The following is an 18,844-nucleotide window of genomic DNA, read 5'->3' as shown; positions in this document are numbered from 1 at the left end:
GCACCGGAGCGGGCACAGTGTCGACTGACCGGTGCGCGCAGAGGCCGGTGGCGGGTCTTCATTCCCTATATCGGCGCGCCGGGCGAAAACTTGAGCGCGCGTGGGTAGAGCGTCCGCTCAGGCGGGCAGCCAGTGCGGGATCACGACCCCTTGCCAGAAGAAGAACACCGCGAGCCCCGCGGCGATCGTCACGAGCGGGCGACGGGTTGCCGCCGACACCAGCACGGCGGCGAGCGCGCCGACGAGCTGCGGATTGCGCCAGGTCAGCTCGGCCGTGCCGCCGTGCGGGGAGACGGTCATCGGCACGATGATCGCCGTCAGCACGGTGACGGGAACGAAGCCGAGCGCGGTCCGCACGAGCGGCGGGAAGGTCAGCCGTTCGCCGAACAGGAACAGCGTCGAGCGGATCGCGTACGTGATGACGGCCATTCCGAGGATCAGGAGCGCGTAGTTCACGATGCGGCCTCCGTGCGCGAGCCGGCGCGCGTGCGTTCGTGCAGCAGCGTGAGCGCGACGCCGATCGCGACGCCCGCGGCGACCGCGCCGAGCAGCCCGAGCTTGTACGGCCAGCCCTGCCAGAGGTACGCGAGCGTGCCGGCCGTCGCGGCCGCCGCGAAGTAGCGCAGCGTGCCGAGTTGCGGGACGACGATCGCGATGAAGGTGGCCGCCATCGCGAAATCGAGGCCGAGCGACTGCAGGCCCGGGAACGCGGCGCCGAAGCCGATGCCCGCGAGTGTCCAGACCTGCCAGTTCAGGTACATCGCGAGCCCGGAGCCGAAGAAGTAGTGGGGGCCGATCGTACCGGGCGCGAAGTGCCGGTAGTGCGCATAGGCGACCGCGAACACCTCGTCGGTCATCAGCGCGCCGAGCGTCGCGCGCCAGCGCAGCGGCAGGTGTGCGACATAGGGTGCGAGCGTCGCGCTGTACAGCAGGTGGCGCAGATTCACGATCAGCGTGGTCGCGAGCACGACGACGAAGCTCGCGCTGCCGGCGATCAGGCCGAGCGCGATGAACTGCGCGGAGCCCGCGAATACCGCGAGCGACATCAGCGCGCCATGCCATGCGGCGAGCGGGCCGCCGCCGACGAGCGTGCCGAAAATCACGCCGAACGGCGCGGCGCCGATCATCATCGGAATCGTGTCGCGCGCGCCGTCGAGCCATTCGTTGAGCGGGCGGCGAGGGGGCGATGCGGATGTCGGGTTCAAAGGGTTTCCTCCATGGATGGGAGGATAGCGGGCCGGTGGCGGGCCGGCTTGTATGTTCTTGCGCTGGCGGAATCGGAGGCGGCCGCGTCAGCTCGCCTGCCAGCGCCCGGGCGGCACGCCGAACATCCGTTTGAAATGGCGCGTGAAGTGGCTCTGGTCGACGAAGCCGCTGGCCGCCGCGACGTCGGCGACGGGCACGCCCGCGCGCAGCGGCGCCAGCGCGCGCTGCAGCCGCAGTTGGTTGCGCCACGCATGCGGCGGCATGCCGGTTGTGCGCGTGAACAGGCGCGCCGCGTGAAACGGCGACAGGCCGGCCGCCTGCGCGATGTCGTCGAGCGTCACCGCGCACATGAGATCGGCCGCGAGCCGCTCGCGCATCGCATCGACGCGCGGTTCGTCCGCCGCGAGCAGCGCCGGTCGCGGCAGCGCGTCGGCATGGCGCACGATCAGCGTCGACAGCGCGTCGAGCATCGCCGTTTCGGCGGCGAGCGGATCGTAGATGCGCGGTGCGTCGATCGCCGTATCGCCGGCCGGCTGCCCGTGCGCATTCGACGACAGCGCGCGCTCGCTGCCGGCTTCCATCATCCGGTGCGCCAGCGTGAGCCGGGCCGCGAGATCGGCATCGCGAATCACGTCGGGGGCAAACCACGGCGCATCCTGCGGGCGGCCGGCGATCGCGCTCGTGAGTTCGCGGATGAATTCGACCGGCATGTAGCTGACGCGATAGCACCAGCCTTCGTCGGCCGCGCGCGAGCCCGTATGCACTTCACCGGGATTGATCACGGGCACGGTGCCCGTTTCGGCGACATAGCCGTTGCCACGATAGGTGAAGCGTTCCGCGCCTTCGAGAATCACGGGGATCGTGTACGCGTCGTGCCAGTGCGGCGCGAACGTGTGGTCGCGATAGGTCGCCGTGACGAGATCCGCCTCCGGCAGCAGCGGCGTGCGCCAGTAGCGTGCGGCGTCGGGAAGGCGAGGGGCGGACATGATCGGGCGCGGGAGCGGTCGAACCGACAGTGTATCGCTCGCGCGCCCGGCCGGTGTGCGCGTTACTTGACCGGAATCGTCGTGCCGGCGGGCATCGGTACCGCGGTGACCGCGTTCTTCGGGCTGCCGCTGACGATGCGGTCGCTGTAGGTCAGGTAGACGATCGTGTTGCGCTTCTTGTCGACCACGCGCACGACGTGCAGCGTCTTGAAGATGAACGACATGCGCTCGCTGAACACGTCGGTCTGCTGCTTGAGCGGTTCCTTGAAGCTGATCGGGCCGACCTGCCGGCAGGCGATCGACGCTTCGCTCGGATCCTCGGCGACGCCGAGCGTGCCCTTGATCCCGCCGGTGCGCGCGCGGGATACGTAGCAAGTCACGCCGTTCACGACCGGATCGTCATACGCTTCGACGACCACGCGATCGGAGCCCGTGACGCGGAAATGGGTGTTGACGCTGCCGACTTCCTCCGCGTGCGCGAGCGGTGCCGCGGCGAATGCGGAAAACAGGAGGGCGAACGGGGCGGAGCGGAGGAGGCGATGCTTCATCGACGGAACCGGAGGCGAATGCGGGACAGAGACTCTAGCATGCGCGTGAGCGGGCGACGAAAGGCGGAAAAGCGGGAGGGCGGCCGGAAAAACAAAAGGCCCGTCGAATGACGGGCCTTTCGCTGTCTGGCTCCCCGACCTGGGCTCGAACCAGGGACCTACGGATTAACAGTCCGGCGCTCTACCGACTGAGCTATCGGGGAATAAATCGGTACATCTGCGTGTGTTTGTTCCAACAAAAAACCCGTCCACTTTCAACGGGCCTTTGTGTTTTTGGCTCCCCGACCTGGGCTCGAACCAGGGACCTACGGATTAACAGTCCGGCGCTCTACCGACTGAGCTATCGGGGAACAAACAACAACAGCAGAGAAACGAGATTGTATGGAGTGGGCGCTAACCTGTCAATACTTTTGGGCCACGATCCACAAAAAAATTTTGCGGCCGCCGCGCGATCAGCGCTCGAGCAGGTGCAGCTTCTCCTGCACGTCCTTCCACTCGTCCGCGTCGGCCGGTGCCGGCTTGGTCTTCGTGATCGACGGCCAGCCCTTTGCCAGCTCGGCATTCAGCTCGGTGAACTGCTGCTGGTCGCCCGGAACGTCTTCTTCGGCATAGATCGCATTGGTCGGGCACTCGGCGACGCACACGGCGCAGTCGATGCACTCGTCCGGATCGATGGCGAGAAAGTTGGGACCTTCACGGAAGCAATCCACCGGGCACACATCCACGCAGTCCGTGTATTTGCACTTGATGCAGCCTTCGGTCACAACGTGAGTCATTAAAACGCTCCTGCTTGGCGGTATATATGGGGTGGCGTTTGCGCCAAAAGCGGCATTGTAACTGAAGCGCAAAACCCGCATGGCGTGGTCGGCTATCCGGCTTATATCGTTTCGTGATTAGTTTATGGGGTGGGCAAGACGGGACCCTGCGCATCGCGCGCCGGCGCGACGGGAGCAGGGCGGCAGGCGGTTTCGCGATGGTCGGGCCCGCATTCGGGTAACATGGCCGACAGACCGGGCGGCGCGCGGTGCGCCGGGGCCCTGTCACGATATTGGCGGTGCCGTAATTATGATCATCACTTCGCTGCTCGACACGGATCTCTACAAGTTCACGATGATGCAGGTCGTCCTGCATCACTTCCCCGCCGCAAGCGTCGAATACCGTTTCCGGTGCCGCACGCCGGGCGTCGATCTCGTGCCGTACATCGACGAGATCCGCGACGAGGTGCGCGGCCTGTGCGCGCTGCGCTTTTCGGACGTCGAACTCGACTACCTGCGGCGGATGCGCTTCATCAAGAGCGATTTCGTCGACTTCCTCGCGCTGTTCCACCTGAACGAGAAGTACATCTCGATCACGCCTTCGCCGAAGGGCGGCGGCGAGATCGACATCGTGATCGAGGGGCCGTGGCTGCACACGATCCTGTTCGAGATCCCGGTGCTCGCGATCGTCAATGAAGTCTATTTCCGCAACACGCAGCGCGAGCCCGACTATCGCGAGGGCCGCGAGCGGCTGCGCGAGAAGATCAAGCTGCTCGGCGCGAAGCCCGAGTTCGCCGACTGCAAGATCGCCGACTACGGTACGCGCCGGCGCTTCTCGAAGGTCTGGCACGAGGAAGTCGCGCTCACGCTGCGCGACGGGCTCGGTCCGCAGTTCGCGGGCACGAGCAACGTGCTGTACGCGATGAAGCACGACATCACGCCGCTCGGCACGATGGCGCACGAGTACCTGCAGGCGTGCCAGGCGCTCGGCCCGCGGCTGCGCGATTCGCAGATCTACGGGTTCGAGATGTGGGCGAAGGAATACCGCGGCGACCTCGGGATCGCGCTGTCGGACGTCTACGGGATGGATGCGTTCCTGAACGACTTCGACATGTACTTCTGCAAGCTGTTCGACGGCGCGCGCCACGATTCGGGCGATCCGTTCGAATGGGGCGAGCGGATGCTGCGCCACTACGAGGCGAACCGCTGCGACCCGCGCACCAAGGTGCTCGTGTTCTCTGACGCGCTCGATATCCCGAAGGTCATGCAGTTGTACGAACGGTTCCGCGGCCGCTGCAAGCTCGCGTTCGGCGTCGGCACGAACCTCACCAACGATCTCGGCTACGTGCCGCTGCAGATCGTGATCAAGATGGTCCGCTGCAACGGCCAGCCGGTCGCGAAGCTGTCGGATTCGCCGGGCAAGAGCATGTGCGACGACAAGGCGTATCTCGCGTACCTGCGCCAGGTGTTCGGCATCGCGCAGCCGGTCGAGGAAGACGCGTCGAAGTGAGCGCCGGCCGTTCGGCCGAAGGTGCGTGGCGGCAGGGGCGGCCGGTATAATCCGACGGTATTGCACGCCAACGTCACGAGGACCGTTCATGGACACTTCCGCTGCCCGTCGCCAGATCCTCGCGCGCATCCGCGCGGCGCAGGGGCGCGCGGCCGAACCCGATGCAGCGGAGCGCGACGGCGTCGCCGACTATCTCGCGCAGCATCCGCAGGGCCCGCGCCCGCCGGCGCCGGCCGACCTCGTCGCCGCGTTCGTCGACGAAGCCGCGCGCCTGTCGACCACGGTCGACGAAGTCGCGACGCTGGCCGACGCGCCCGCCGCCGCCGCCCGCTATCTTTCCGCTCATGGCCTGCCGACGCAGGCCGTCGCGTGGCGCACGCTGGCCGATCTCGACTGGGCCGGCGCCGGCCTGTCGGTCGAGTGCCGCAAGCCGCGCGACGGCGATCTCGTCGGCCTCACCGGCTGCTTTTGCGCGACCGCCGAAACGGGGTCGCTGGTGTTGCTGTCGGGCCCGGACACCTATGCTTCGGCCGGCCTGCTGCCGGAAACGCACATTGCGATCGTACCGGCTTCGCGGATCGTCGCCGGGCATGAAGACGCGTTCGCGCTGATCCGTGCGGAGCGCGGCGAATTGCCGCGTGCGGTCAATTTCGTGTCGGGCCCGTCGCGCACGGGCGACATCGAGCAGACCATCGTCCTGGGCGCGCACGGCCCGTACCGCGTGCACGTGATCGTCGTACGGGGCGCATGACGCGCCTGCTGCATCCACTACCACTCAAACAAGGAAGTTCTGCATGAAACGACATGCCGCCTGGGCGGGCATGGCGTCGGGAATCGCGCTTGGCGCGGCTCCCGCGCTCGCATCGGCCGCCACGCTCGACGGTGCCACGCTGTCCGCACTCTGGGGCATCCCGTTCGCCGGTATCCTGCTGTCGATCGCACTGTTCCCGCTCGTCGCGCCCGTGTTCTGGCATCACCACTTCGGCAAGATCGCGGCCGGCTGGGCGGTCGTGTTCCTGATTCCGTTCGCGTTCGCGTTCGGTGCGGGCACCGCGTTCGGCACGCTCGTGCATGCGCTGCTCGAGGAATACATTCCGTTCATCGTGCTGCTCACCGCGCTCTATACGGTCGCGGGCGGCATCTGCGTGAACGGCAACCTGCACGGCTCGCCGAAGCTGAATACCGCGATCCTCGCGCTCGGCACGCTGCTCGCGAGCGTGATGGGTACGACGGGTGCCGCGATGCTGCTGATCCGGCCGCTCCTGCGCGCGAACGACAATCGCAAGCATGTCGTGCACGTCGTGATCTTCTTCATCTTCCTCGTCGCGAACGCGGGCGGCTCGCTGTCGCCGCTCGGTGATCCGCCGCTGTTCCTCGGCTTCCTGAACGGCGTGAGCTTCTTCTGGACTACCACCCATCTCGCGCTGCCGATGCTGTTCATCTGCGTCGTGCTGCTGGCGCTGTTCTTCGTGCTCGATACGTACTTCTACCGGAAGGGCGGCGAGGAGCGGCCGGCTGCGCTCGACCCGACACCCGACGGCGCGACGCTGTCGATCGACGGCAAGATCAACTTCGTGCTGCTCGCGGCCGTGATCGCGCTCGTGCTGATGAGCGGCATCTGGAAGCCGGGCATCACGTTCGACGTGTGGGGCACGCACGTGGCGCTGCAGAATCTCGTGCGCGACGTCGCGCTCGTGGGCGTGACGCTCGCGTCGCTCGCGCTCACCCCCCGTTCCGCGCGCGAGGGCAATGCATTCAACTGGGCGCCGATCGAGGAAGTCGCGAAGCTGTTTGCCGGAATCTTCGTGACGATCGCGCCAGTGATCGTGATCCTGCGCGCGGGCGCGGACGGCGCGTTCGCGCAGATCGTCCATCTCGTCACGGGGCCGGACGGCAAGCCGATCGACGCGATGTACTTCTGGGCGACGGGCATCCTGTCGTCGTTCCTCGACAACGCGCCGACCTATCTGGTGTTCTTCAACCTCGCGGGCGGCGACGCGCAGGCGCTGATGACGACGGGCGCATCGACGCTCGCCGCGATTTCCGCGGGCGCGGTGTTCATGGGCGCGAACAGCTATATCGGCAACGCGCCGAACTTCATGGTGAAGGCGATCGCGGAGTCGCGCGGCGTGAAGATGCCGAGCTTCTTCGCGTACCTCGGCTGGGCACTCGTGATACTGGTCCCCGTGTTCCTGCTGACGTCGCTGATCTTCTTCCCGGCGTAACCTGACGACTTTCAACCCAGCGCGGGCGATCCCGGCGGCGCGGCGCGCACCGCGATCGGCGCGCGGCATACGGAGATGGCGATGCAGAAGATCCTGGTCGCGCGTCCGATCTTTCCGGACGTGATCGAACGGCTCGAGCAGTATTTCGAAGTCGACTGGAACAACGGCGACGCGCTCGCGCCCGATGCGCTCGCCGCGCGTCTCGCCGACAAGGACGGCGCGCTGACGGCTGGCGACCCGGTCGGCGCGGCGGCGCTCGCGGCGGCCCCGCGCTTGCGGGTCGTGGCGAACATGGCGGTCGGCTACAACAACTTCGACATGGCCGCGTTCAATGCGGCGAACGTGCTCGGCACCAACACGCCCGACGTGCTGAACGAGTCGACCGCCGATTTCGGCTGGGCGCTGATGATGGCCGCCGCGCGCCGGATCGCCGAATCCGAGCACTGGCTGCGTGCTGGTCACTGGCAGAAGTGGGCGTACGACGGTTTCCTCGGCTCCGACATTTACGGCTCGACGCTGGGTGTCATCGGGATGGGCCGCATCGGCCAGGCGCTCGCGCGCCGCGCACGCGGCTTCGGGATGCAGGTGATCTATCACAACCGTTCGCGGGTCGCGCCCGAGATCGAGGCCGAGCTGAGTGCCGAGTACGTGTCGAAGGATGCGCTGCTCGCGCGTGCCGATCACATCGTGCTCGTGCTGCCGTATACGAAGGAGAACCATCACACGATCGGTGCGGCCGAACTCGCGAAGATGAAACCCACCGCGACGCTCACCAACATCGCGCGCGGCGGGATCGTCGACGACGCGGCGCTGGCCGCCGCGCTGCGCGACGGGACGATCGCCGCGGCCGGCCTCGACGTGTACGAAGGCGAGCCGGCCGTGCATCCGGCGCTGCTCGAGGTGCCGAACGTCGTGCTGACGCCGCATATCGCGAGTGCGACCGAAAAGACGCGCCGCGCGATGGCGAACCTTGCCGCCGACAACCTGATCGCCGCACTGGGCGAGGGGCCGCGCGCCGGGCAGCCGGCGAATCCGATCAACCCTGACGTGATCGGGAAGCCGCGCGCATGACGATGACGTTGTTGCTTGCGGCGGTTGTCGTACTGGCCGTCGCGCTCGCGGTGGCGATCGTCGCGCTCGTGCGCGGCGGTGGCCGCCACGACGATACGGCCGTACTCGGCGACCAGATCGAGGACGCCGCGCATGCGCAGGCGCGCGCGGTCGAGCGGCTCGAACGCGAATTGCGCGGCGAGATCGTCGAGAACGCGCGCGGCTCGCGCACCGAGCTGGCCGGCAGCTTCGCGCAGCTTCAGCAGACGCTCGCCGCACAGCTGACGAGCGTGGCGACCGTGCAGAACAGCCAGATCGAGGGCTTCGCGCAGCAGCTCGGCAAGCTCGTCGCCGGCAATGCGCAGCAGTTCGACGCGATGCGCGAGAGCGTGCAGCGCCAGGCGCAGCAGGCGCGCGAAGAGCAGACCGGCGCGCTCCGGCTGTTCGGCGACACGTTGAACCGGCAGCTCACGCAACTGACCGAGTCGAACGACCGCCGGATCGGCGAGGTACGTGCGACGCTCGAACAGCGGCTGAAGGAAATCGAGACCAATAACGCGGCGAAGCTCGAGGAGATGCGCCGCACCGTCGACGAGAAACTGCACGCGACGCTCGAGCAGCGTCTCGGCGAATCGTTCAAGCTCGTGTCGGACCGGCTCGAGCAGGTCCATCGCGGGCTCGGCGAGATGCAGACGCTCGCGGCCGGCGTCGGCGATCTGAAGAAAGTGCTGACCAACGTGAAGACGCGCGGCACCTGGGGTGAAGTCCAGCTCGAGGCACTGCTCGAGCAGATGCTGACGCCCGAACAGTACGCGAAGAACGTCGCGACGGTGCCGAAGAGCACGGAGCGCGTCGAGTTCGCGATCCGGTTGCCGGGGCGCGATGCGGGCACGCGCGACGCGCCGCCGGTGTGGTTGCCGATCGACGCGAAATTCCCGCGCGAAGACTACGAGCGGCTGATCGATGCGCAGGAGCGTGCCGATGCGCCGGCGGTCGAGGAAGCGGCCCGCGCACTCGAAACGCGCGTGCGGCTGGAGGCGCGCACGATTGCCGAGAAATACGTCGCGCCGCCGCATACGACCGATTTCGCGCTGCTGTTCCTGCCGACCGAGGGGCTCTATGCGGAGATCCTGCGCCGCCCGGGGCTGACCGACCTGCTGCAGCGCGACTATCGTGTGACGGTCGCGGGGCCGACGACGCTCACCGCGCTGCTGAACAGCCTGCAGATGGGGTTCCGCACGCTCGCGATCGAGCAGCGCTCGAGCGAGGTGTGGCAGGTGCTCGGCGCGGTAAAAACGGAATTCGGCAAGTTCGGCGACGTGCTCGCGCGCACGAAGGCGCAACTCGAAACGGTCACGCGCTCGATCGAGTCCGCCGAGCAGCGTACGCGCGTGATGAGCCGCAAGCTGAAGCAGGTCGAGGCGCTGCCGGGTGACGCGGCGGCCGGGCTGCTCGGCGCGGAAGGTAGCGACGGCGCCGATGCGGACGACGCGTGACGCGCGCGGCCGCTCCGGCCGGAACGAAAACGGGCGCCGCGGCGCCCGTTTTTTCATGAAGCGATCGCCGGTGCGGCCGCCGTGCGCTCAATGTCCGGCGAGCGTGTCCAGCGTGTCGCCCGTCACACGGACGATGCGCCAGTCGGGCAGCACGGTGGCGCCCATCTTCTCGTAGAAATCGATCGCCGGCTGGTTCCAGTCGAGGACCGACCATTCGAAGCGCCCGCAGCGACGCTCGACGGCCAGTGCCGCGAGGTGGCGCAGCATCGCGGTGCCGAGGCCCGTGCCGCGCTGCGACGGTTGCACGTACAGATCCTCGAGATAGAGGCCGCGGCGGCCGAGAAACGTCGAATAGTTGTGGAAGAACAGCGCATACGCGACGATCGTGCCGTTATGCTCGGCCACTCGTGCTTCGGCGGCGGGGTGCGCGCCGAACAGCGCATCGGCGAGATCGGCTTCAGTCGCGACGAACAGATCCGTGAGCTTCTCGAACTCGGCCAGCTCGCGCATCAGCGCGAGGATCGCGCCGACGTCGCGTGTTTCGGCCGCGCGGATCAGCGGCGTGTCGCTCACGCTTCCTCCGGCGGATCGGACAGCACGATCTCGATGCCGCCGAAGCGCGACGCGACCCAGTTGTACGCGTGGCAGGCGATCCACAGCAGCACGAAACCGAGGATCGCGTTCAGCAGCAGCGCGCTCAGGATCGTGCTCAGTTCGACCATCCCGTAGCGGATGTAGGCGACGAGAATGCCGAGCAGCACGATCGGCACGCTGAACGTCAGGTAGACGAGGATCAGCGCCTTCGCGGTCTGTCCCGCGGCGATCGACGAGATTTGTTTCTTCATGTGCGGATTGCCCCCGTAGAGATATACCAATAGTGGAATTCAGATCAGGCCGTCGAGCGGCAGGATGTCGACCGGGGTGCCCGCGTCGACTGCCGCGGTATCGTGGCCCAGGACGATGAAACAGTTGGCGGCCGCGAGGCCGCTCAACGATGCGGAACTTTGCGAACCGGCCGGCGTGACGTGCCAGCGGCCGTCAGCGGCGCGAGTCGCGATGCCGCGCAGGTATTCGGTGCGGCCGGGGCGCTTCTTCAATGCCTGCGTGCTGAGCGCCGGGTACATCGCCGGCGGCGGCGTTTGCGCGCCGGCCAGCGTCAGCAGTGCCGGGCGCACGATCGCGTAGAACGTGACGGCAGACGCGACCGGATTGCCGGGCAGCCCGAAGAACAGCGCGTGACCGGCGCCGCCTGTCGCACGTGCGAGCGTGCCGCAGGCGAGCGGCCGGCCGGGCCGCAGCGCGAGACTCGCGAACGTCACGTCGCCGAGTTTTGCCATTACGTCGCGCGTGAAGTCGGCTTCGCCGACCGAGACGCCGCCCGACGTGATCACCGCGTCGGCTTGCGCGGCGATGGCGTCGCGCAACGCGGCTTCGAGCGCGGCCGGGTCGTCGCGGACGATCCCGAGATCGATCGCGTCGACATTCAGTCTTTCCAGCATCGCGATCAGCATGCCGCGATTGCTGTCGTACAGCGCGCCGCGATCGAGCGGTTCGCCGGGCTCGCGCAGTTCGTCGCCGGTCGAGAACACGGCGACGCGCACGCGGCGGCGCACCGTGACGTCGGTGAGACCGAACGATGCGAGCAGGCCGAGATCGGAAGGGCGCAGGATGCGGCCCGCGGCGAGCGCGCAGGCGCCGCGCGCCAGATCCTCGCCGGCCTTGCGGCAGTTTGCACCGCGCGCGACGTCGTGCGTGGCGAAATGGATCGTGTCGCCGTCGATGCGCACGCGTTCCTGCGGAATCACCGTGTCGCATCCGGCCGGCATCGGCGCGCCCGTCATGATGCGCACGCATGAGCCGGCTGCCACGGCGCCGTCGAACGGGTGGCCCGCGAACGCGGTGCCGGCGACCGTCATCCCGATGTCACCCTGCGGCGACGCGGGCGTGTCGGCGCTGCCGTCGAATGCATAGCCGTCCATCGCCGAGTTGTCATACGCGGGGATGTTGAACGGCGCGTTCACGTCGGCCGCGAGCACGCGGTCGAGCGCACCGCGCAGCGTCACGGTTTCGCACGCGTCGACCGGCGCCGCGAAACGGCACGCGAGTGCCTGTGCGTCGGCGAGCGACAGCGCGGCATCGGAATCGGGTGCGGTTCGGGAGGCGGGCGAGGATTGCGTGATCATCAGTCGGACTGCGCCGCAAGGCGTATCGGGTTCGTGGCCGGTGGCGCGAGGAGGGTGCCTGGGCGCGGGTTTCGCGTGCGGCGGGCGCCGGGCGGGAACGGCGCGTGCGCCGTCAGCGGCGGGCCAGCGCGGCGAGTTCCTGCCAGGAGTTGGCATTGTAAAACGCACGCTCGTCGCGAAACTCGACTTCGACCGTCTTGTGGCGTGCGTACCACGCACGCACCTTGCGGTCGCCGGCCGCGAGCCGGGCGGCCAGATCGTCGGCCAGCGACGTGCGCAGCAGCGCGAACGTCGGCTGCGGCGCGCGCACCTGCAGCGCATCGACGGTCACGGCCATCGCGATGTCGGCCTGTTGCGCGTCGAGGGCCGCGTGCAGCCGCGCGACGAGGTCGTCGGGCAGGTAGGGCGTATCGCACGGTGAGCACACGACGAGCGGTGCGCGCGCCACCCGCATGCCGGCGAGCAGGCCCGCAAGCGGGCCGGGGAAGTCGGGTGTTTCGTCCGCGACGATGCGCGCGTCGAACGGCGCACCGAGCTCGGCATAGCGATCGGCGTGACGATTCGCGCTGATCAGCGTTTCGTCGACCTGCGGTGAAAGCCTGCGCAGCACGTGCAGCGCGAGCGGCGTGCCGTCGAGCAACTGCAGGCCCTTGTCGACGCCGTCCATGCGTGTGGCGCGCCCGCCTGCGAGCAGCAGACCGGCAATCGAGGGGGAGGCGGAAACGGGCATCGAGCGAAAGCGGAAAGAGCCGGCGTGCGTCAGCCGCCGATATACGACATTTCGACACGCTTGCCGGTGCCGTCGGGCATGGCTTCGGCCGACGCGCTGCCACGCAGCTGCGAATAGCGGTCGGTGCGGGCCTGCCAGATGCGGGCAATCGCGGTCGCGATCTCGGCGTCGGTCGCACCGCCGCGCACGAGCGCGCGCAGGTCGTGGCCCGTCGACGCGAACAGGCACAGGTACAGCTTGCCTTCGGTCGACAGCCGCGCGCGCGTACAGTCGCCGCAGAACGCCTGCGTGACGCTCGAGATCACGCCGATTTCGCCGCTACCGTCCGCATAGCCCCAGCGTTGCGCGGTCTCGGCCGCCGTGTGCGCCTCGAGCGGCACGAGCGGGAAATGTTCGGCGATCCGCGCGACGACGTCGGCAGACGGCAGCACCTCGGTCATGTTCCAGCCGTTCGACGTGCCGACATCCATGTATTCGATGAAGCGCAGGACCACGCCGGTGCCGCGGAAACGCTCGGCCATCGGCAGGATCTCGCTGTCGTTGGTGCCGCGCTTCACGACCATGTTGACCTTGACCGGCGCGAGGCCCACGGCCTGCGCGGCGAAGATGCCGTCGAGCACGTCGGCGCTCGCGAACTCGGCATCGTTCATGCGCTTGAACAGTGCATCGTCGAGTGCATCGAGGCTCACCGTCACACGCGTGAGCCCGGCGTCCTTCAGTGCGCGCGCCTTGCGCGCAAGCAGCGAGCCGTTGGTCGTCAGCGTCAGGTCGAGCGGGTGGCCGGCGTGCGTCGTCAGGCGCGCGAGGCGCTCGATCAGGAATTCGAGATTCTTGCGCAGCAGTGGCTCGCCACCGGTGATGCGGATCTTCTCGACGCCATGTGCGACAAAGAGTCGCGCCACGCGCTCGATTTCCTCGTGCGTGAGCAGCGCGCTGTGCGGCAGGAACGGGTAGTCCTTGTCGAAGACCGCGCGCGGCATGCAGTACACGCAACGGAAGTTGCAGCGATCCGTCACCGAAATGCGCAGGTCGCGCAGCGGCCTGGCGAACGTGTCGGCCAGCGTGCCGTCAGGGGCATGCGCGACGCCGGAGACGTCCGGCATCCCGCTGACGTCGGCGAGAGGAATGATGCGTCGGGACATGTTGAAAGAAGTGCGAACCAGACCTCTATTTTAGCCGCAAGCGGCCGACTGGTCCGGTGGGCGGAAACCCGCAGCGCGGACATGAAAAAGCCCGCCGGAGGCGGGCTTTTCCTGGTCAGGCGATGCGCCGTTTTAGTGGTGCGTCGTTTCGACCTGCTGCATCGGGGCCGTATCGGCCGGCGGCAGCGCCTTGCGTTCACGCGGCACGCGGGACGGACGCGGGAGTTGCGACGCGGCTTCCTGCGCAGCGGCGAACTTGTTGGCGTCCGTGTTCACCCAGACGAGGCCGGCTTGCTCCAGCACGACATCCAGGCTCGCCGAAGCGGGCGCTGCTGCCGGTTGCGCGGGAGCTGCTGCCGGCGCCGCTGCTGCCGGTGCCGGTGCTGCGACGGCCTCGACCGACGCAACTTCGACCGGTGCCGGCTCGACAGCCACCGGAGCGGCTTCGATCGCCACGGCCGGTGCTGCTTGCTCGACGGCCGCGGACTGCGGTGCCTCGACAACGGCCGGGGCCGCAGCTTGGACTGCCGGCACTTCGAACGCGTCGGTCGGCGAAACCTCGACCGGAGCCGGGCCGGCTTCGGTGACGACAGCCGGTGCAACCGGTGCCGGTTCCACTGCCTGGACGGCGACGGCCGGCTCGACCGGCGCAGCTTCGGCGGGTGCCGGTGCCGGCTGGGCTTCGACAGCGGCCGGTGCAGCATGCTGCTCGACGACTGCTTCCACGGCGACGGCGCTTGCCACGGCCGCGACGACTGCCGGTGCGGCCGTGTGGGCCGGTTCGACAGCAGCCGGTGCTTCCGGCGTCACGGCTTGCACTGCCGCTTCGCCATCCGCGCCTTGCTCGGCCTGGTCGATGATTGCGCCGTCTTCGTCACGCTCGCGACGACCGCCGCGGCGGCCGCGGCGGCGGCGACGACGCTCTTCACCGTCACGCGCGCCGGCTTCCGCATCGGCTGCCAGGTCGGCGCCGGGCAGCGCCTCTGCAACGGCCTTGTCGTCTTCCGATTCCGGATGGTTTTCACCGCGGTTGACGGTCTCGAGCGTGGCCGCATGCTGGGTCGGCTTGCGGCGCTCGCCGCGCTCGCGACGCTCGCCGCGTTCCTGGCGCTCGCCACGACCGGTTGCCTCGACGGCTTCCGGCTGCTCGGCACGCTCGCGCGGTTCGCGGTTCTCGCGCGGCTCACGCGGTTCACGGCTTTCACGCGGCTCGCGCGGTTCGCGGCCTTCGCGCGGGCCACGGCCCTCGCGACCTTCGCGGCCCTCACGACCTTCGCGGTTTTCGCGACCTTCACGCGGCTCGCGACCCTCGCGCGGTTCACGGCCTTCACGCGGTTCGCGCACTTCCTTGCCTTCGCGTTCCTGGCGTTGCGGCTGGCCACGGCCTACTGCTGCCTGGTCGCGGCCGCCTTGCGCCTGCTGCGCGCCGCCACGACGGTTGCGATTGCGGTCGCCGCCGCGTTGCTCGCTCTTCTCGGTCCGCTCGCGGGCCGGACGGGCTGCCTGCTCCTTGGCCGGTGCCGGAGCAACCGGTGCGGGTGCCGGTGCCGGCGACACGCCGAACAGGCCCTTCAGCCAGCCGATGAAGCCGCCGCTTGCCGCGACGACAGGGGCGGGCGCGGCAACCGGTTCGACAGGACGCTGCGGCGCCGGGCTCGGGGCCGGACGCTCGGGCGTGATGCCCTTGACCGCGGCTTCCTGCTTCGGCTTCACCTCTGCTGCGCGCTTGCTGTAGCCGGTTTCCGACTCCAGTTCGCGGGCGGCTTCCTCGGCCATCTTCCACGACGCGCGCGGATCGTCGAGGCGCGCATCGTCGTGACGCAGGCGCTCGAGCTTGTAATGCGGCGTATCGAGGTGCTTGTTCGGGATCAGCACGATGCCGACCTTGAAGCGCGACTCGATCTTGTTGATTTCCTGACGCTTTTCGTTGAGCAGGAAGGCGGTCACCTCGACCGGCACCTGGCAGTGGATCGCCGCGGTGTTTTCCTTCATCGCTTCTTCCTGAATGATCCGCAGGACCTGCAGCGCGGACGATTCGGTATCGCGGATGTGGCCGGTGCCGTTACAACGCGGGCAGGTCACGTGGCTGCCTTCCGACAGGGCCGGACGCAGGCGCTGGCGCGACAGTTCCATCAGGCCGAAACGGGAGATCTTGCCCATCTGCACGCGCGCGCGGTCATGCTTGAGCGCGTCTTTCAGGCGCTGCTCGACTTCGCGCTGGCTCTTCGCCGATTCCATGTCGATGAAATCGATCACGATCAGGCCGCCGAGGTCGCGCAGGCGGAGCTGGCGGGCGACTTCGTCGGCCGCTTCGAGGTTCGTGCGGGTCGCCGTTTCCTCGATGTCCGCGCCCTTGGTCGCGCGCGCCGAGTTCACGTCGATCGCGACGAGCGCTTCGGTGTGGTCGATCACGATCGCGCCGCCCGACGGCAGCGGCACCGTGCGCGAGTACGCGGTTTCGATCTGGTGCTCGATCTGGAAGCGGGAGAACAGCGGCACGTCGTCGTGGTAGCGCTTCACCTTCGCGACGTTGTCCGGCATCACGATATCCATGAATGCGCGGGCCTGATCGTGAATTTCGTTCGTATCGATCAGGATTTCGCCGATATCGGGCTGGAAATAGTCCCGGATCGCGCGGATCACGAGGCTCGATTCCAGATAGATCAGCATCGGCTGGCCGGCGTTGCCGCTTTGCGATGCCGCTTCGATCGCGCGCCACAGTTGCAGCAGGTAGTTCAGGTCCCACTGCAGTTCCTCGGCGCTGCGGCCGATGCCCGCGGTACGGGCGATCATGCTCATGCCGTCCGGAATCTGCAGTTGCGCCATCGTTTCGCGCAGTTCCTGGCGCTCGTCGCCTTCGATCCGGCGCGACACGCCGCCGCCGCGCGGATTGTTCGGCATCAGCACGAGGTAACGGCCGGCGAGCGAGATGAAGGTGGTGAGGGCGGCGCCCTTGTTGCCACGCTCTTCCTTCTCGACCTGGACGATCAGCTCCTGGCCTTCGCGCAGGGCATCCTGGATGCGCGCGGAGCGCATGTCGATGCCTTCCTTGAAGTACTGGCGGGCGACTTCCTTGAACGGCAGGAAGCCGTGGCGGTCTTCGCCGTAGTTGACGAAGCACGCTTCGAGCGACGGCTCGATGCGGGTGATGACACCTTTGTAGATATTGCCTTTGCGCTGTTCGCGCCCGGCTGTCTCGATGTCGATGTCGATGAGCTTCTGCCCGTCAACGATGGCGACGCGCAGCTCCTCCTGCTGCGTCGCATTGAACAGCATGCGTTTCATGAACGACTCCAGGCGGCTCCGCTGCCAGCGCCTCGCGGTTGTCAGTCGCGAAGGCGGGAACGACGGCAGGCCGCACCTTGTTGTGTTGTCACAAGCACGCTGGAGCGGGAACGATGGCGGGGAGAATTGCCTGAAGAGGCGCTTGGGCCCGAAAGACGGGGCCGGCGGCCGTAGGGCACCTGCGAATACGGTTTCAAAGCACGGCGTTCACACACCGCACGCTGCAAAAGCGCGCTAAGCCTGAGTCCGGGCATTGCCACGGGCGCACGCAATGCGTCGCGCGCGCCGACGGGCGGCAGATGCTGCGGCTTGGGCCGCAGCGGGGAGTATCGAATCCAGCCCGACTTTCCCGCTTGGGGTGTACTTCCCTGGTTTGACGTCGCCAAGTCCCGCACGCTTCGCGGGACCAAATCGGGCGCAACGCCGTAATTTTCGCAACCGGCAGCCTGCGGACGCACTTCGCGCCGTCGGGCTGCCGATCAAATTCTTTTCAACCAACTTTCCGTTACCGCGGCGCCTTGCCGACCGAATCCGCCTGTGGGCGCGATCCTTGCCGACGGGCAGCGCCGTGCGTGCAACTTGCTGCATCTCTTTGATTAGGGGCGAGCAGCAGACCCCCGGCGCAAGTAAAATAACGGTTTCCGCTTGCGCCTTGCCCGACTCGGTCGGGGCCGGCCGGTCAGGCCACCCTCAACGTCAGGCTGGGCAAAATTATATTCAGTATGAATGAGTTAGGCAAAATATCCCAGAATTCAGTCGCAAGCGGCCAGGTATCGATGATCGAGATCGACGAAAACTCGGCCGGTCAGCGGATCGACAACTTCCTGTTGCGCGTCTGTAAAGGCGTGCCGAAAAGCCATATTTACCGGATCCTCCGCAGCGGCGAAGTGCGTGTGAACAAGGGCCGGATCGATGCGCAGTACCGCCTGGCCCTGGGCGACGTCGTCCGCGTGCCGCCCGTGCGTGTGGCGGCGGCGGACCTCGCACGCGCCGACACGCCCATCGTGCCGCCCGCGAATTTCAACGTGCTGTACGAGGACGACGCGATGCTCGTCATCGACAAGCCGGCCGGCGTCGCCGTGCACGGCGGCAGCGGCGTCGCGTTCGGCGTGATCGAGCAGATGCGCCAGGCGCGCCCGCGCGCGAAATTCCTCGAACTCGTGCACCGGCTCGACCGCGAGACGTCCGGGATACTGATGCTCGCGAAGAAGCGCACGGCGCTGGTCGGCCTGCACGAACAGATCCGCGAGAACCGGATGGACAAGCGCTACTTCGCGTGTGCGCACGGCGAATGGCAGCCGGACTGGGGGCGCCGCCGCGCGGTGAAGGTGCCGCTGTTCAAATATTCGACCCCGGAAGGGGAGCGCCGCGTGCGCGTGCAGGACGACGGGCAGCCGTCGCATACGGTGTTCAACCTCGTCGACAGCTGGCCCGACTACGTGCTCGTCGAAGCGGAACTCAAAACGGGTCGGACCCATCAGATCCGCGTGCACCTCGCGCATCTCGGCCTGCCGATCGCCGGCGACGCCAAGTATGGCGATTTCGCACTCAACAAGGCGCTGGCGCGCGCGAACGCGCAACCGTCGCTGAAGCGGATGTTCCTGCATGCCTACCGGCTGCGGCTTGCCCATCCGATCACCGGCGAGGCACTGCAGTTCGACGCGCCGCTGCCGGACGACTGCCAGCGTTTCCTCGATCAACTCAGCGCATTGCGCGATACCGCCTGAA

17 protein-coding genes and 2 tRNA genes are annotated in these 18,844 nt (G+C 67.7%); 6 read left to right on the top strand and 13 right to left on the bottom strand.

What is annotated here, in order from left to right:
• Nucleotides 1-117: 117 nt before the first annotated feature.
• The 7 genes from U5809_RS12730 to fdxA all read right to left on the bottom strand — a co-directional run bounded on the left by U5809_RS12730 (nucleotide 118) and on the right by fdxA (nucleotide 3,516).
• Entirely contained in the window at nucleotides 118-456 is a 339-nt protein-coding gene (locus U5809_RS12730; protein WP_282507042.1) for an AzlD domain-containing protein, read from the bottom strand.
• The gene (locus U5809_RS12725; RefSeq protein WP_322086758.1) at nucleotides 453-1,205 is read right to left on the bottom strand and encodes an AzlC family ABC transporter permease; all 753 of its coding nucleotides are present in this window, start codon (nucleotides 1,203-1,205) and stop codon (nucleotides 453-455) included. Before U5809_RS12725 ends, U5809_RS12730 begins: the two co-directional genes overlap by 4 nt.
• 87 nt (nucleotides 1,206-1,292) lie before the next feature.
• Nucleotides 1,293-2,192, bottom strand: a complete 900-nt coding sequence (locus U5809_RS12720; protein ID WP_322086757.1) for an AraC family transcriptional regulator — start codon at nucleotides 2,190-2,192, stop codon at nucleotides 1,293-1,295.
• A 62-nt stretch (nucleotides 2,193-2,254) separates the two neighbouring features.
• Nucleotides 2,255-2,740, bottom strand: coding sequence for a CreA family protein (locus U5809_RS12715; protein ID WP_175843089.1), 486 nt, complete (start codon nucleotides 2,738-2,740; stop codon nucleotides 2,255-2,257).
• Between the two features lie 127 nt (nucleotides 2,741-2,867).
• A tRNA-Asn gene (locus tag U5809_RS12710) sits at nucleotides 2,868-2,943 on the bottom strand.
• Nucleotides 2,944-3,014: 71 nt separating this feature from the next.
• Nucleotides 3,015-3,090: transfer RNA gene (locus U5809_RS12705), tRNA-Asn, on the bottom strand.
• 102 nt (nucleotides 3,091-3,192) lie between these two features.
• Nucleotides 3,193-3,516 carry a ferredoxin FdxA gene (gene fdxA, locus U5809_RS12700; RefSeq protein ID WP_059235411.1) on the bottom strand — a complete coding sequence of 108 codons (324 nt, stop codon included), beginning with the start codon at nucleotides 3,514-3,516 and terminating at the stop codon, nucleotides 3,193-3,195.
• Between the two features lie 289 nt (nucleotides 3,517-3,805).
• Between fdxA and pncB the strand changes: the two genes are divergently transcribed.
• The 5 genes from pncB to U5809_RS12675 all read left to right on the top strand — a co-directional run bounded on the left by pncB (nucleotide 3,806) and on the right by U5809_RS12675 (nucleotide 9,776).
• Entirely contained in the window at nucleotides 3,806-5,005 is a 1,200-nt protein-coding gene (gene pncB / locus U5809_RS12695; protein ID WP_322086756.1) for a nicotinate phosphoribosyltransferase, read from the top strand.
• An 88-nt stretch (nucleotides 5,006-5,093) separates the two neighbouring features.
• Nucleotides 5,094-5,756: a lactate utilization protein C gene (locus U5809_RS12690; RefSeq protein ID WP_322086755.1), complete on the top strand. Its 663-nt coding sequence runs from the start codon at nucleotides 5,094-5,096 to the stop codon at nucleotides 5,754-5,756.
• Between the two features lie 43 nt (nucleotides 5,757-5,799).
• On the top strand, nucleotides 5,800-7,230 hold the full coding sequence (locus U5809_RS12685; protein WP_322086754.1) for a sodium:proton antiporter: 1,431 nt from the start codon (nucleotides 5,800-5,802) through the stop codon (nucleotides 7,228-7,230).
• Nucleotides 7,231-7,311: 81 nt separating this feature from the next.
• Nucleotides 7,312-8,301 (top strand): D-glycerate dehydrogenase, encoded by a 990-nt coding sequence (locus tag U5809_RS12680; RefSeq protein WP_322086753.1) that lies wholly within the window; start codon nucleotides 7,312-7,314, stop codon nucleotides 8,299-8,301.
• Nucleotides 8,298-9,776, top strand: a complete 1,479-nt coding sequence (locus U5809_RS12675) for a DNA recombination protein RmuC (protein WP_322086752.1) — start codon at nucleotides 8,298-8,300, stop codon at nucleotides 9,774-9,776. The genes U5809_RS12680 and U5809_RS12675 overlap by 4 nt, the downstream gene beginning before the upstream one ends.
• Nucleotides 9,777-9,863: 87 nt before the next feature.
• Here the strand turns inward: U5809_RS12675 and U5809_RS12670 are convergent, their stop codons facing one another.
• From U5809_RS12670 to U5809_RS12645, 6 genes are all read right to left on the bottom strand, one after another.
• Entirely contained in the window at nucleotides 9,864-10,349 is a 486-nt protein-coding gene (locus tag U5809_RS12670) for a GNAT family N-acetyltransferase (RefSeq protein WP_322086751.1), read from the bottom strand.
• Nucleotides 10,346-10,621, bottom strand: a complete 276-nt coding sequence (locus tag U5809_RS12665; RefSeq protein WP_006476519.1) for a hypothetical protein — start codon at nucleotides 10,619-10,621, stop codon at nucleotides 10,346-10,348. The genes U5809_RS12670 and U5809_RS12665 overlap by 4 nt, the downstream gene beginning before the upstream one ends.
• A gap of 39 nt (nucleotides 10,622-10,660) precedes the next feature.
• Nucleotides 10,661-11,959 carry a gephyrin-like molybdotransferase Glp gene (gene glp / locus U5809_RS12660; protein WP_322086750.1) on the bottom strand — a complete coding sequence of 433 codons (1,299 nt, stop codon included), beginning with the start codon at nucleotides 11,957-11,959 and terminating at the stop codon, nucleotides 10,661-10,663.
• A gap of 112 nt (nucleotides 11,960-12,071) precedes the next feature.
• A complete protein-coding gene (mobA, locus tag U5809_RS12655; protein ID WP_322086749.1) occupies nucleotides 12,072-12,689 on the bottom strand; it encodes a molybdenum cofactor guanylyltransferase MobA in 618 nt (205 codons plus the stop codon).
• Between the two features lie 29 nt (nucleotides 12,690-12,718).
• Complete coding sequence (moaA, locus tag U5809_RS12650; protein WP_322086748.1) at nucleotides 12,719-13,831, bottom strand: GTP 3',8-cyclase MoaA; 1,113 nt, start codon at nucleotides 13,829-13,831, stop codon at nucleotides 12,719-12,721.
• Between the two features lie 132 nt (nucleotides 13,832-13,963).
• A complete protein-coding gene (locus tag U5809_RS12645; protein ID WP_322086747.1) occupies nucleotides 13,964-17,116 on the bottom strand; it encodes an Rne/Rng family ribonuclease in 3,153 nt (1,050 codons plus the stop codon).
• A 722-nt stretch (nucleotides 17,117-17,838) separates the two neighbouring features.
• Here U5809_RS12645 and U5809_RS12640 point away from each other — a divergent pair.
• The gene (locus tag U5809_RS12640; RefSeq protein ID WP_322086746.1) at nucleotides 17,839-18,843 is read left to right on the top strand and encodes an RluA family pseudouridine synthase; all 1,005 of its coding nucleotides are present in this window, start codon (nucleotides 17,839-17,841) and stop codon (nucleotides 18,841-18,843) included.
• Nucleotide 18,844: the final 1 nt, after the last annotated feature.

This window comes from Burkholderia sp. BCC1999 (assembly GCF_905339975.1).
Classification (GTDB): domain Bacteria; phylum Pseudomonadota; class Gammaproteobacteria; order Burkholderiales; family Burkholderiaceae; genus Burkholderia.
This window is presented reverse-complemented; position numbering and strand designations above follow the sequence as displayed.